At 72.5% G+C, this 13,100-nt stretch carries 11 protein-coding genes; 6 read left to right on the forward strand and 5 right to left on the reverse strand.

Features of this window, described 5'->3' with window-relative positions:
• The first annotated feature begins 165 nt into the window (after nt 1-165).
• Entirely contained in the window at nt 166-1,893 is a 1,728-nt protein-coding gene (locus SANBI_RS18380) for a sensor histidine kinase (RefSeq protein WP_319157638.1), read from the forward strand.
• 73 nt (nt 1,894-1,966) lie between these two features.
• Here the strand turns inward: SANBI_RS18380 and SANBI_RS18385 are convergent, their stop codons facing one another.
• Complete coding sequence (locus SANBI_RS18385; protein ID WP_319157640.1) at nt 1,967-2,521, reverse strand: TetR family transcriptional regulator; 555 nt, start codon at nt 2,519-2,521, stop codon at nt 1,967-1,969.
• A gap of 74 nt (nt 2,522-2,595) precedes the next feature.
• On the opposite strand from SANBI_RS18385, the gene SANBI_RS18390 reads away from it, so the two are divergent.
• Nucleotides 2,596-4,233: an MFS transporter gene (locus tag SANBI_RS18390; protein WP_319157642.1), complete on the forward strand. Its 1,638-nt coding sequence runs from the start codon at nt 2,596-2,598 to the stop codon at nt 4,231-4,233.
• A 268-nt stretch (nt 4,234-4,501) separates the two neighbouring features.
• Nucleotides 4,502-5,284, forward strand: a complete 783-nt coding sequence (locus SANBI_RS18395; protein WP_319157644.1) for a VOC family protein — start codon at nt 4,502-4,504, stop codon at nt 5,282-5,284.
• Between the two features lie 39 nt (nt 5,285-5,323).
• Here the strand turns inward: SANBI_RS18395 and SANBI_RS18400 are convergent, their stop codons facing one another.
• The 4 genes from SANBI_RS18400 to SANBI_RS18415 form a co-directional block, all read right to left on the reverse strand.
• Nucleotides 5,324-6,073 (reverse strand): hypothetical protein, encoded by a 750-nt coding sequence (locus tag SANBI_RS18400; RefSeq protein ID WP_319157645.1) that lies wholly within the window; start codon nt 6,071-6,073, stop codon nt 5,324-5,326.
• Between the two features lie 70 nt (nt 6,074-6,143).
• Entirely contained in the window at nt 6,144-6,683 is a 540-nt protein-coding gene (locus SANBI_RS18405) for a hypothetical protein (RefSeq protein WP_319157647.1), read from the reverse strand.
• Nucleotides 6,684-6,692: 9 nt separating this feature from the next.
• Nucleotides 6,693-8,048 (reverse strand): sensor histidine kinase, encoded by a 1,356-nt coding sequence (locus SANBI_RS18410; protein WP_319157649.1) that lies wholly within the window; start codon nt 8,046-8,048, stop codon nt 6,693-6,695.
• Complete coding sequence (locus tag SANBI_RS18415; RefSeq protein WP_319157650.1) at nt 8,041-8,712, reverse strand: response regulator transcription factor; 672 nt, start codon at nt 8,710-8,712, stop codon at nt 8,041-8,043. The genes SANBI_RS18410 and SANBI_RS18415 overlap by 8 nt, the downstream gene beginning before the upstream one ends.
• 251 nt (nt 8,713-8,963) lie before the next feature.
• On the opposite strand from SANBI_RS18415, the gene SANBI_RS18420 reads away from it, so the two are divergent.
• From SANBI_RS18420 to SANBI_RS18430, 3 genes are read left to right on the forward strand one after another with little or no spacing between them, the layout of a single operon-like run.
• On the forward strand, nt 8,964-11,186 hold the full coding sequence (locus SANBI_RS18420; RefSeq protein ID WP_319157652.1) for an MMPL family transporter: 2,223 nt from the start codon (nt 8,964-8,966) through the stop codon (nt 11,184-11,186).
• Between the two features lie 5 nt (nt 11,187-11,191).
• Nucleotides 11,192-12,385 (forward strand): sensor histidine kinase, encoded by a 1,194-nt coding sequence (locus SANBI_RS18425; protein ID WP_319157654.1) that lies wholly within the window; start codon nt 11,192-11,194, stop codon nt 12,383-12,385.
• Nucleotides 12,382-13,080 (forward strand): response regulator transcription factor, encoded by a 699-nt coding sequence (locus tag SANBI_RS18430; RefSeq protein ID WP_319157656.1) that lies wholly within the window; start codon nt 12,382-12,384, stop codon nt 13,078-13,080. The genes SANBI_RS18425 and SANBI_RS18430 overlap by 4 nt, the downstream gene beginning before the upstream one ends.
• Nucleotides 13,081-13,100: the final 20 nt, after the last annotated feature.

Here is a 13,100-nt window from a genome sequence, read left to right on the forward strand (position 1 = left end):
GCCGGACATGCAAAACCCCGGTCGTGTGATCGACTCGCACGCGAGTTACAGGGACGGCTCCGGGGTGTTGACTCCAGAGTAGAGGACGCGCGTCGACGGACCGTCGGGCACGCCGCGGGACCGGCACGTCGGGCGTGGACGCACGCGTGGCCCTACCGTCCGGGTATGGACCTGCACACACGAGAACGGGCGCACCTGTCGGGGTGGACGTCGCACCTGATGCGCGCGCTCGGCATCCGCGGGCACCACCACAGCACAGCCCTGCAGATCCCCTTCGCCCTCATCTACCTGCCGCTCACGGCATGGTTGCTGCTCACGGTCCCGGTGGCCGTGCCCGTGCTCGGGTGGGGCGGGGTGCTGCTGGTGGTGCTGGTGAGCGCCGCGGCATGGGCCGCCCAGGACCGCCCCACCCCGCCGTGGGCCCCGGCCGCGCTGTGCGCAGCCGACCTGATCGGTCTGGGCGCAGCGGTCGTCGCCCTCGACGCCAAGGGGGTCATGCTCACGACCCTGGCGCTGCTCCCGTGCTTGTGGCTGGCCCAGGCCTACCTGTGGCGGGGTGCGGCGTGGGCCGTCGTCGGGACCTTCGTGCTGAGCGCGACGGCGTCGTGGATGGACTCCCGGACACAGGGGTTCACGGACTGGCCCTCCCCGCTCGTGCTGCCGCTGGTCGCCGCCGCGATGGTGTCGGCCTGCGCGATCATCACCGAGCACTGGGAGGTCCAGCGGCACAGGCTGCGCCAGGAGCAGACCCGCCTGGACGAGTCGCTGACCGAGCGCACCACGACGACAGTCCTGCTGCAGGCGATGCTGGCCTCGCTCGACTCGGCTGTCGTGGCCTTCGGCACCGACGGGGAGATCTTGCTGTCCAACACCCCGGAGAACGACCTCTACGCACTCACCTGGGCCGGGGACGTCGGCGAGGGCGATCGGCTGGTCTTCGAGGAGGACGGGGTCACCCCCCTGCCCTTCGCCCTGTTCCCCTCGGAGCTCGCCCGGCGCGGGGAGGTCGTCTCCGAGCACCTCATGTGGTTCGGCCGCCCCAGCGAAGGACAGCGCGCCGTGCTCGCCACCTCGCGCCCGATGCTCGACGCCGAGCAGCACAGCCACGGGGTCATGGTGGTCTACCACGACGTGACGGCCGTGGTGAGCGCGATGCGCGTCAAGGACGAGTTCGTCGCGACGGTCTCCCACGAGCTCCGGACCCCGCTGACCTCGATCATGGGATACCTCGAGCTGATCCGCGGCGACCACGAGGACCAGACCAGCCTCCTCCCTGACGAGACGTTGTTCTACCTGGGTGTCGTCGACCGCAACGCCGAGCACCTGCTGGCTCTCGTCTCCGACCTGCTCACCACGGCCCAGACGACCGCCGGCGCCGTGCAGATCTCCCCCAGCCAGGTGGACCTCGGACGTCTCGTCGCTCGGTCCGTCGAGTCCACGACGCCGCGGTTCGCCGCCGCCGGGGTCGGCCTGGAGCACGTGGCGCAGGCCTCCCCTGCGGTCCACGTCGACGCACGCCGCATCTCGCAGGTGCTCGACAACCTGCTGTCCAACGCCCTGAAGTACACGCCGCGAGGGGGCACGGTGACTGTCAGCACGCTCGTCGAGGCACGGGCGTGCGCGATCGTCGTCTCCGACTCGGGGATCGGCATGAGCGGGACCGACCTCGACCACGTGTTCGAGAAGTTCCACAGGGCTCAGAGCGCGACCTCCCGGCAGATCCCCGGGATCGGGCTCGGGCTGGCGATCACCAAGTCGATCGTCGACGCCCACGGCGGGACCATCACCATGACGAGCACCCTCGGGGAGGGGACGACCGTCACCGTCTGGCTGCCCAGGGCAGAGGCCGCCGACGAGCACGCGCACGGCACCGTCGCCGAGCACCTCGCCTGAGCCGCACAGGCGGACGGCCTCCCGGCAGCTTCTCGTGACCCGGGTCAGCCCCGCGCAGCCTCCCTGACCTGGGTCAGCCCCGCTCGGCCTCGTGCTCGGCCACCAGCGCGACGACGCGGGCGACCACCTGCTCGTCCTCGTCGTGCTGGACCGAGCCGATGAGCGCGTGGAGGTAGAGACCGTCGCCCACCAGCTGGACGAGGCGCGCGAGGACCGGGTCGTCGATCCGCCGGGCGATGACCTCGTACCAGTACTCGAAGGACTCGACGAGGGCTCCTTCGACGTCGACCTCCTGGACGCCGGCGAGGCGCAGCGCGGCGAGCACCGAGCGGGTCGAGGGGTCGGTCGCGACGGAGGACACGTCGAGGTACGCGGCGACGACCCCCTCGGGGGCGGTCAGCGTCCCGTCGGCCTCGGCCTTGGACTCGACGAGCAGCCTGTCGAGGAAACCCTGGTACAGGGCCTCCTTGGAGCCGAAGTGGTACAGCAGCCCACCCTTGGACACACCGGCCGCCGCCGCGACGGCCTCGAGGGTCGCTGCGGAGGAGCCTCCCGCGAGCAGGAGGGTCTCGAGAGCGTCGAGGACGACCTCGCGGGTGGGCTTGGAGCGGTCGGGCCGAGTGGACATGGTCACAGTCTAGACGCGGTGTACCGTCCAGCCGGTACAGTAGCGCTCGGCCCTACGACCGAGGAGGCGAGACCATGGCTGACACCCCGTCGCTGCACCGTCACGACACCACCGACCCCAGCACCACCCGCACCGGTGCGAGCACCGCGAGCACCGCGGAGAAGACCGCACCAGACGCACCCCGCGCCGGGCGACGGGCCTGGTTCGGTCTCGCCGCCCTCATGCTGCCCGTGCTCCTGGTGAGCATCGACAACACCGTGCTGTCCTTCGCGATCCCCCAGCTCAGCCAGGCGCTCTCACCCTCGGCGAGCCAGCTGCTGTGGATCGTCGACATCTACCCGCTGATCCTCGCCGGGCTGCTCGTCACCATGGGGACCCTCGGCGACCGCGTCGGGCGGCGTCGGCTGCTGCTCGTCGGCGCGACGGGCTTCGGCCTCGTCAGCGTGTACGCAGCCTTCGCCGGGGACGCGACGCACCTCATCGCGGCACGCGCGCTGCTCGGGCTCTTCGGCGCGACCCTCATGCCGTCGACCCTCGCGCTGCTGCGCAACCTCTTCCTCGACGACAACCAGCGTCGCCTCGCGATCGCCATCTGGGCGTCGGCCTTCTCGGCCGGGTCTGCGCTCGGCCCGATCGTCGGCGGCTGGCTGCTCGAGCACTTCTGGTGGGGGTCCATCTTCCTCATCAACGTGCCCGTGCTCGTCGTGCTGCTCGTCGTCGCGCCGTTCTTGCTGCCCGAGTCCCGCAACCCGGGCTCCGCGCGCCTCGACCCGCTCAGCGTCGTGCTCTCCGTCGTCTCGATGCTGCCCTTCGTCTTCGGCATCAAGAAGCTCGCCTCGGACGGCATCAGCCCGCTCGGGGTCGCGTCGCTGCTGCTCGGTGTCGCGCTGGGTGTGCTGTTCGTGCGTCGTCAGACGCGCTCGAGCTCCCCGCTCCTCGAGGTCGGGCTGTTCAGGAACCGCGTGTTCTCCGCCTCGGTCCTCGCCAACTTCATGGCGGTCTTCTCGATCTCCGGTCTGATCTTCTTCGTGTCGCAGTACCTCCAGCTCGTCCTCGAGCTGTCGCCGATGGAGGCCGGTCTGTACCTGCTCCCCGGTGCTGCCGCGACCGTGGCCATGGGGCTCGCGGCCGTGGCCCTCGCCCGCATCGCGCCGATCTGGTTGCTCATCCCGGTGGGTCTGCTGCTCGCGACCCTCGGCTACCTGCTCGGCACCACGCTGACGGGCTCGTCCTCGGTCGGGGTGATCGTCGTGATCTTCGTGCTGGTCGGCGGTGGAGCGGGTCTCGCGGAGACGCTCACGAACGACGCGATCCTCGCCTCGGTCCCGCCCGAGCGTGCTGGCGCTGCGTCTGGCATCTCCGAGACGGCCTACGAGCTCGGCGCCTCGCTCGGCGTCGCGATCCTCGGCAGCGTCCTCGCCGCCGTCTACCGCACACGGCTCGAGCTGCCCGCGGGTCTCGACCCTGCTGTCGCCGACCAGGCGCGGGAGACCCTCGGGGGCGCTGTGAGCGCAGCCGACGGTCTGCCCGCCGGCCAGGCCGACGCCCTGCTCGAGGCCGCGAAGGCGGCCTTCGCGCACGGGGTCGACCTCACCTCGGCGATCGGAGCCGTGCTCGCCCTCCTCACCGCTGTGGTCATCGGGGTCGCGCTGCGAGCGGCGCACCGAGCCACCCGCCGGGCCGCGGACCAGGGCGCGCTCGTCGACGCCTGACGCACGACCAGGAACGGCACTCTCACGAGGGCGACGGACACCCGCACCGGGTGACCGTCGCCCTCTCTGCCGTCGCCCTCTCTACCGTCGCCCTCTCTGCTGCCCGCCTCTCCGCCGTCCGCCGGACAGGCTCCTGACGTGCTGAGCAAGTTCGGAGAAGACGCCCCGCCCCGGCGCTCCTAGCCTGGGAGCACACCGCCCGCACCGCTCGGCCCACGGGTGGTCCCGGGGGCGGCCGTCCTCGGGAGGCCTCAGCGAGGAGCACACCATGCCTGCACGGGACCGCGCGCCGCTCGGCGCACCGATCTGGATCGACCTGTCCAGCGCCGACACCGCGAAGGCGATCGAGTTCTACGGCGCCCTCTTCGGCTGGGAGGCCTTCGTCGGACCGCCCGAGTACGGCGGCTACGTGACGTTCTCCAAGGACGGGGCACGGATCGCCGGGATGATGCAGAACCCCGCGGGGTCCGGGTTCCCCGACGGGTGGGGCACGTTCTTCGCGGTCTCCGACACCGGGGCGACCGTCGCGGCGGTCGAGGACAACGGCGGACGCGTGATCGTCGAGCCGATGACCGTCGACGTGCAGGGCACCATGGCGGTGTTCCTCGACAGCACCGGCACCATGTTCTCGACGTGGCAGCCCGGGGACAACAGCGGGTTCCAGCTCGCACGCGAGCACGGCGCCCCCGCCTGGCACGAGCTCATCACCCGCGACTACGCCGCGGCGCTCAGCTTCTACACGACGGTCTTCGGCTGGGAGGTCGCGGTCCAGGGCGACACCGACGACTTCCGCTACAGCATGAACGTCGTCGACGGTCACGAGGAGTCCGGGATGATGGACGGCTCGAGATTCTTGCCCGAGGGTGTCCCCGCCTCGTGGGCCGTGTACTTCGGGAGCGACGACGTCGACGCGACGGTCGCGCTGGCGCTCGAGCACGGCGGGAGCGTCGTGGACGAGCCCGAGGACACCCCCTACGGGCGCCTTGCGACGCTCGCCGACCCGACGGGGGCGACCTTCAAACTGCTCGGCGTCAGGCCCGAGCAGGGCTGACAGGGCTGACAGCGCCGACGCGGCTGGGCGCCAGGGTGCTCAGCCGCGGTCTGCCGGGTCGACCTCAGTCCATACCACCGTGAAGTCGTCGGCGAGCTCGACCTCGAGCTCGTCTCCGTCCTCGAGGAGCACGTCCACCTCGAAGGCGTGGTCGGCGTCGTCGGAGCGGTCGACGTCTGTCACCGTGCCGCCGCCCGCCTCCGCGAGCGCCGCATCGGTCGCGGAGGCGACCTCGGCGTCGGTGAGCGGGACGTCGTCGACGTCGCGGCGCTCGCGCTGGTCGTCGTCGCGAGAGCCGTCGCCGGTCGCGACCGAGGGCTGCCCGTCGTCGTCGCGGTCGTCGCTGCGGTGGTCAGAGCCGCGGGAGTCGCGGACGTCGTCGCTGCGGTAGTCGTCACCGCGGTAGTCGTCCGCCCGACGCTCGTCGTCGCGGTCGTCCCTGTCGAGGTCGTCCGCCCGACGCTCGTCGGAGGCGCTCCACGAGCTGTCGTCGTCGTCGCCCAGCTCGTCGACCGCGTAGGCCACACCGGCACCGCCGGCCACGAGGGCGACCACGGCCGCGGCGACCCACACGGGCTTGCGGCGCCACGCGGCGGTCTTGGCCACGGGTTGAGCGGTCGCGGCCGGACCCGCCGGTGCCGGCGTCGCGCCAGGCTGCGCAGCGTGCGGCTGGGGAGCAGCCGAAGCAGACGGCGATGCGGGTGGCGTCGTCTCGAAGGCGGCCGTCCGGTCGTCCTGACCGGGGTTCTGGGGGGTCTCGGGGTTCTCGGGGGTGCGGTTCGTGTCCATGCCTGCAGTCTGCCGAGGCGGTGCTGAACCCAGCCTGAAGCGACCTGCAGCAGGTAGGACGAGTGACGACCTACGGCTCGCGGCCAGGCCGCGCACTACCCACGATCCCGAGCAGCGCGTCGGTGAGCGGGTCCGCGGTGCTGACCCCTGCCGCCACGTCCCGGAGCAGAGTCTCGAGGTCGGGCGCGACGACAGTGACCTCCTCGAGCTCGGGTTCTCCCCCGCGGACCACCTGACCGTCCGGGGCGATCGCCAGGTACTCGTGCCCGTCGCGCACCGACAGCAGGATCGGGAGATGGCCGGCCCAGAACGCGTCGACGGCAGCGCGCTCGGCTGGTCCGGACGCTGCCGCGAGGCTCTCGTGCCTGAAGGCGTCCCACGGGAAGGCCTCGTCGCTGATGCCGACCCCACCGGCGTAGTCCTGCGCCGAGAGGAACCACACGGTGTCGTCCGGGCTGGCGAGCACGGAGAACGAGCCCACCCACGCGAGGAGCTGGTCGTCCGCGCCGACCAGCGAAGGGGGAACCTCGGCGGCACCGGACCGCAGCGGTTCCTCACGGACCCATCCCGCAGTCACAAGCATGGCGGTCGCGTCGAGGTGGAGGCCCATGGCCACATGCTAGGCGGGAGGCACCACGCCAGGCAGCGTCACCACGAAGCGTGCCCCACCGGCCGCGCCGGTCTCGACCTCGACGCTCCCGCCGTGCAGCCTGACGGCGTCGGCGACGATCGCGAGCCCGAGCCCTGAGCCGCCGTCGTCGCGGGCACGTGCCTCGTCGAGCCTGACGAACCTCTCGAAGACCCGTCCACGATCCTGCGGCGCGATGCCCGCACCGTCGTCCTCGACCACCAGCCGGACCCGGCCGTGCGCCTCCGACGAGGAGATCGTCAAGGTCGACCGGGCGTGCCTGACGGCGTTGTCCACGAGGTTGCGGACCACCCGCGCGAGGATCGTCTCGTCCCCCTGCACCTGTGCGGCGCTGATCCCCGAGGCGTCGACCCGGACCACACCGAGCGCCCGGACCCTGGAGGCCTCGGCGAGCAGCAGGTCGTCGAGGTCGACCGCCCTGCCTACCCCGTGCCGCGAGCGCTCGTCGAGCCTGGCCAGCAGCAGCAGCGAGTCGACGAGGTCCTGGACGCGCGCCCCCTCGGCGAGGACGGTCCCGGCGAGCTCGGTCACCTCGACGCGGTCGGGGTGCGCGACGGCCACCTCGGCGTACTGGCGCATCGAGGCGAGCGGCGAGCGCAGCTCGTGGGACGCGTCGGAGACGAACCTGCGCTGGGCGGCCTGGGCGCGGTCGAGGCGGGCGAGCATCTCGTTCATCGTCTCGGCGAGACGGCTCACCTCGTCGCCCGCCGGCGACACCTCGACCCGCGTGTGCAGCTCGTCGGCCTCGAGCCCGGCGACCTCGCGGCGGATCTGCTCGACGGGGGCCAGGGCCCTGCCGACGACCACCCGGGTGGTGACCGCGACCAGCACGACGAGCACCACGACGGCGACGGCGAGCAGCGCCGCGACTGTGCTCACGGCGTCGTCCACGTCGTCGAGGGACCTCCCGGCGAGGACCCTGAGCTCGTCACTGTCGACCTCGACGTCCTCGGCGGCGAAGAGCACGTGCTCGTCGTCGACCGTCGCGTCGACGGTGTCGCCCGACGGGACCGGCGAGGGCAGCTCGATCTCGTCGTCGCTGCTCTCGAGCACCTGCCCGTCCGCGTCGACGAGCACGAGGAGCTGGTCGTCAGACTCGGGCAGGCGGGCCGTCCCCGACTGCTCGACGCGCGCCGCGGCGACCTCGGCCTCGGAGGACGCGCTCTGCGCGACGCCGCCGTGCAGGGAGACAGAGAGCAGCGCGACGAAGACGAAGGACCCGACGACGAGGAACAGGCCGACGACGAGCGCCGCCCCGAGCGCTGCGCGGGCGCGCACCGCGCGCCACGGGCGTCGTCGGCTGCGCCCCACCACCTGCTCACCCACGGCTGAGCCTGTACCCGGAGCCGCGCAGCGTCTCGATCGACGCACGGCCGAAGGGCCTGTCGACCTTGTTGCGCAGGTGCCGCACGTAGACCTCGACGATGTTGGGGTCACCCTCGAAGTCCACGTCCCACACGTTCTCGAGCACCTGGCGCTTCGAGACGACGTCGCCCACGTTCCGCATGAGGTAGTCCAGGACGGCGAGCTCGCGCGAGGTCAGCTCGATCTCGGTGCCGCCGCGCTGGACGCGCTTGGTCGCCGGGTCGAGCCGCAGGTCGCCCGCCTCGAGCACGACGGGCCGCTCACGGACGCCGCGCCGGACGAGGGACCGCAGGCGGGCGACGAGCACCGCATAGGAGAAGGGCTTGCTGAGGAAGTCGTCGGCGCCGGTGTCCAGGGCCTCGACCTCGTCCCACTCGCCGTCCTTGGCGGTGAGCATGAGGATCGGGGTCCAGTCCCCCTCGGCCCGCAGCCTCTCGCACACCGTGTACCCGTTCATGCCGGGCATCATGATGTCGAGGACGATCGCGTCGTAGCTGTGCTCCTGGGCCATCCACAACCCGTCGACACCGTTCGCCGCCGTGTCGACCGCGAAGCCCTCGGCCTCCAGCCCGCGGCGCACGCCGTCGAGCAGCCGAGCCTCGTCGTCCACCACCAAGATCCGCATCTGGGCCACACCTCCGGTCCACAGTCTGCCGGGTCCGGGCTGAAGGTCGGCTGAAGGCGTGACGACGACAGCCCCAGCCAGGACCGCGACCTCGGGCGACACACCCTCTCTGGGCGAGATGCCTGTCCTGTCTCCCCCAGACAGGTGAGAAGAGAACCCCCAGACGGGCGACGCCCCGTCGCCACCTCGCAGACAGGCTGGAGGGAGCCCGCCTCGACCAGAGCTCGGGCCTGTCGTCTGAGAGGACCCTCATGGCTCGCCTGCTCTTCAGGCTGGGAGCGTTCAGCGCCCGGCACCGTCGTCTGCTCCTGGTCGTCTGGCTGGTCGTCCTCGTCGGCCTCGGAGCCGTCGCTGCGACCAGCGCCCAGCTGACCGACGAGGAGGGGCTGCCCGAGACCGAGTCCGGGCGGGCTCTCGACATCGTGGACGAGCGGTTCACGGCCCCCGGGGCCGACGACACCTCGGAGCTCCAGCTCGTCCTCGTCGCGGACGACATCACGACAGGCGATGCCGCGGCTGCCGTCGAGTCCCTCGTCGCACAGGCCCGCGCGCTGCCGTCCGTCGCGACCGTCGGCGACCCCCTCGACCCCTCCGCCCCGGCGGTCTCCCCCGACCTCACGACGGCGATCGTGCCGATCGCCTTCTCAGGGCTGTCGGACGCGGAGGCCGAAGAGGCCCAGCACGCCGTCGAGGCGCTGGCAGCCTCGGCCAGGTCTGCGGGTCTGACGGCCGAGGTCGGCGGGTCGGTCTTCGTCGAGCCCGTCGAGCTGGTCGGGCCGACCGAGGCCGTCGGCGCGGCGATCGCCTTCCTCGTCCTGCTGCTCACCTACGGCTCGCTCGTCGCCGCGGGGGCCAACATGCTCGTCGCGCTGCTCGGTGTGCTCGTCGGGACGCTCGGGGTCTTCGCCTTCTCCGCGGCGGCGCCGATCGGGTCGATCACGCCGATCCTCGCGATCATGCTCGGGCTCGCCGTGGGCATCGACTACGGGCTCTTCGTCCTGGCCAGGTTCAGGTCCGAGCTGCGCGAGGGGCGGGCCGTCGACGACGCCGTGAGCCACGCCGTGGGGACCGCCGGCACCTCGGTCGTCTTCGCAGGGTCGACCGTGGTCATCGCGCTCGTCGGGCTGTCCGTGGTGGGCATCCCGACGGTCACCGAGATGGGCCTCGCCGCGGCCTTCGCCGTCCTGGTCGCCGTGCTCGTGGCGCTCACGCTGCTGCCCGGCCTCATGTCGTGGGCTGGCCGCCGGGTCCTGCCGCGGTCCGAGCGGAGCGCACAGGTGCCCGGCGCGACCACGACCAGCCGTCCTGCGCGGCGCGGGCTCCTCGAGCGGTGGGGTCACGGTGTCGTGAGGCGTCCCCTCCTCGCGCTCGTCCCGACTGTCATCCTGCTCGTCGTGCTCGCCATGCCCGTGCTCTCCCTCCAGACAGCCCTCAAGACCCCCGGGGGCAGCGACCCGGCCTCGACCGAGCGGGCCGCCTACGACCTCGTCGCCGAGGCCTTCGGGCCGGGTGCGCAGAGCCCGCTCGTGGTGCTCGTCGAGCCCGACGGTGCCGACCTCGCGGCGGCACTCCCCCAGGTCGAGACGATGCTGGCGGAGCTCGACGGAGCAGCCTCGGTCGCAGACGCGCAGACCGCCCCCGACGGGAGCGCGGCGATCGTCACGGTGGTCCCCGCGACGGGTCCCCTCGACCCGGCGACCGAGGACCTCGTCGCCGCGATCCGCGCCACAGGCGTCGACGGCGTGCAGCTGTCGGTCACCGGGACGACGGCCTTCGGCCTCGACATCGACGCGCTCCTCTCGACGGCCCTGGTGACCTATCTCCTCGTGATCGTCGGCCTCTCCCTCGTGCTGCTCGTGCTGCTCTTCAGGTCCGTCCTGGTCCCCGTGATCGCGACGGCGGGGTTCTTGCTGTCCTTCGGCGCCGGTCTCGGCGTGATGGTCGCGGTGTTCCAGTGGGGCTGGTTCGACGCGGTGATCCAGGCACCGCAGGGCGACCCCGTGCCGTCGCTCCTGCCGATCCTCGTGGTGGGGATCCTCTTCGGCCTCGCGATGGACTACCAGGTGTTCCTCGTGTCCCGCATGCACGAGGCGCACCGCAAGGGCATGGCACCGGCCGACGCCGTCGTCGACGGGTTCCGGCGCAGCGCCGGGGTCGTCGCCGCGGCGGCGACCATCATGACCGCCGTCTTCGGCGGCTTCGCGCTCGGGCTGGACCCGCTCGTCGGCTCGATCGCCCTCGCCCTCACGGTCGGGGTGCTCGCCGACGCCTTCCTCGTCCGGATGATCGTCGTCCCGGCGGTCCTCGCGCTGCTCGGCGAGTCCGCGTGGTGGCTGCCCCGCTGGCTCGGACGGGTGCTGCCCGACCTCGACACCGAGGGGCGCTCCCTCGAGGGGCCTGGTGACCCGTCTGGCACCACGGGGGCTCGCCGAGCCCGACCCGACAGCCTGTCGTGGCAGGAGGTGGGAGGGTAGTGCCCGTGCCGAGATCGACGCCCCGCGGAGCAGCCCTGCCCCAGATCCGCCCGACCCGGTTCTGGGAGGGCGTCCTCGACGTCGTGAGCGTCATCGCCGTGGTGTCCGCCGTCGGGCGCGCCGAGCCCGTCCCGCCCGGGGCGCTCGCCGCCCTCGGGGTCGCGGCGGTCGGGCTCGTGCTCCGGCGCCGCCAGCCGGCCCTCGCCCTCGTGCTCGTCACGGCCGCGAGCGCCGTCGGCGGCTTCGGCTGGCCCGAGGCGACCTGGGCGACCCTGGCTCTGTGGGTGATGGCCCAGACCTGCCTCTTCAGCGTCGCGCTGCGCAGCGACCGACGGGTCGCGGCGGGGGCGGCCTGTGCGCTCGCCGTCACGCTCGTCGGGCAGAGCGTCCTCGCCCAGTCGAACTCGGTCGTCGACCTGCTGACCTTCGCGCTCCTCACCTGGACCGCCGCCGTGCTCGGCGCCGGGCTCGCCGTCCGGGCGCAGCGCGACCACGTCGCTGCCCTCGAGGCGGCACGGCGCGCCGAGGCGAGGGACCGCGAGCGCGAGGTCGGCCGACGGCTGACCCAAGAACGGCTCCGTATCGCCCGCGACCTGCACGACGCCGTCGCGCACACCGTCGCGGTGATCGCGATCCACGCGGGTGCGGCCGAGCGGAACCTGCGCTCCTCCCCCGACGACGCGGCGGCCTCGCTCGGTGCGATCCGGACTGCCGCGCGGACCGTCGTGGGCGAGATGCAGCAGGTCCTCACAGTCCTGCGCGAGGAGGGCGGCACAGGTGCTGACACGACAGTGCCCGGCATGGCCGCGGTCCCCGACCTCGTGAGGTCGGTCCGGGCCTCGGGCGTCCGGGTCTCCTACGCGGAGCAGGTCGGTCCCGGTGACCTCCCGCAGGCCGTCGACGTGACCGTCTACAGGGTGCTGCAGGAGGCTCTCACCAACGCGGTCCGGTACGGAGACGGCTCGGTCGACGTGAGCGTCAGCCAGGACGTGACGCTGCTGTCCGTGCGCGTGACGAACGGCCGGGGCCACGCCGGGCCCGGTGCGGCAGACCCCGGCTCGGGCAGCACAGGCTTCGGCCTCGTGGGGATGCAGGAGCGTGTGTCGGCCGCCGGAGGGCGCCTGCGCGTCGAGGACACCCCGCACAGCTTCGAGGTCGTCGTCGACCTCCCGACCGAGAGCACGAGGCAGACCGCATGACCGGACCAGCAGCAGGCACCCACCGACGCGCCACGGTGCTGGTGGTCGACGACCAGGCGATGATCCGGGCCGGGATCCGGGGGATCCTGCAGACCGTCGACGACCTCGAGGTCGTCGGTGAGGCCGCCGACGGCCAGGCCGGCGTGCAGATGTGCGTGGCCCTGCGCCCCGACGTCGTCCTCATGGACCTGCGCATGCCCGTCCTCGACGGGACCGCCGCGGTCCGGGCGATCCGCGCCCGGCCCGATCTCGCCGGTACGCGGGTGCTGGTCCTGACGACCTTCGACGAGGACCCCGACGTCCTCGGCGCGGTCCAGGCCGGGGCCGACGGGTTCCTCAGCAAGGTGGCCGAGCCCTCAGAGCTCGTCGAGGCGATGCGCCGCGTGGCATCGGGCGGGGTCTCGCTCTCGCAGACCGCCGCCCGGGCCGTCGTCCAGCACGTCGCCCGGGTCCCTGCCCCGCAGCCCGTCGACCCGGACGTCGAGCGACGCGTCGCGAGCCTCACCCCCCGCGAGCGCACGATCGTCGAGCAGGCCGCCGCCGGCCTGGACAACCTGCAGATCGCCCGCGAGCTCCACATCTCGCCGCACACCGTCAAGACGCACCTCGGGCACGCCATGTCCAAGCTCGACGTGCGGGACCGCACGCAGATGGTGGTCCTCGCCTTCCGCGCGGGGCTCGCCGACCGCGGCTGAGGTGAGCGCGGCCGAGGTGA

It is taken from the genome of Sanguibacter biliveldensis, from assembly GCF_033798665.1.
Classification (GTDB): Bacteria; Actinomycetota; Actinomycetes; order Actinomycetales; family Cellulomonadaceae; genus Sanguibacter; species Sanguibacter inulinus.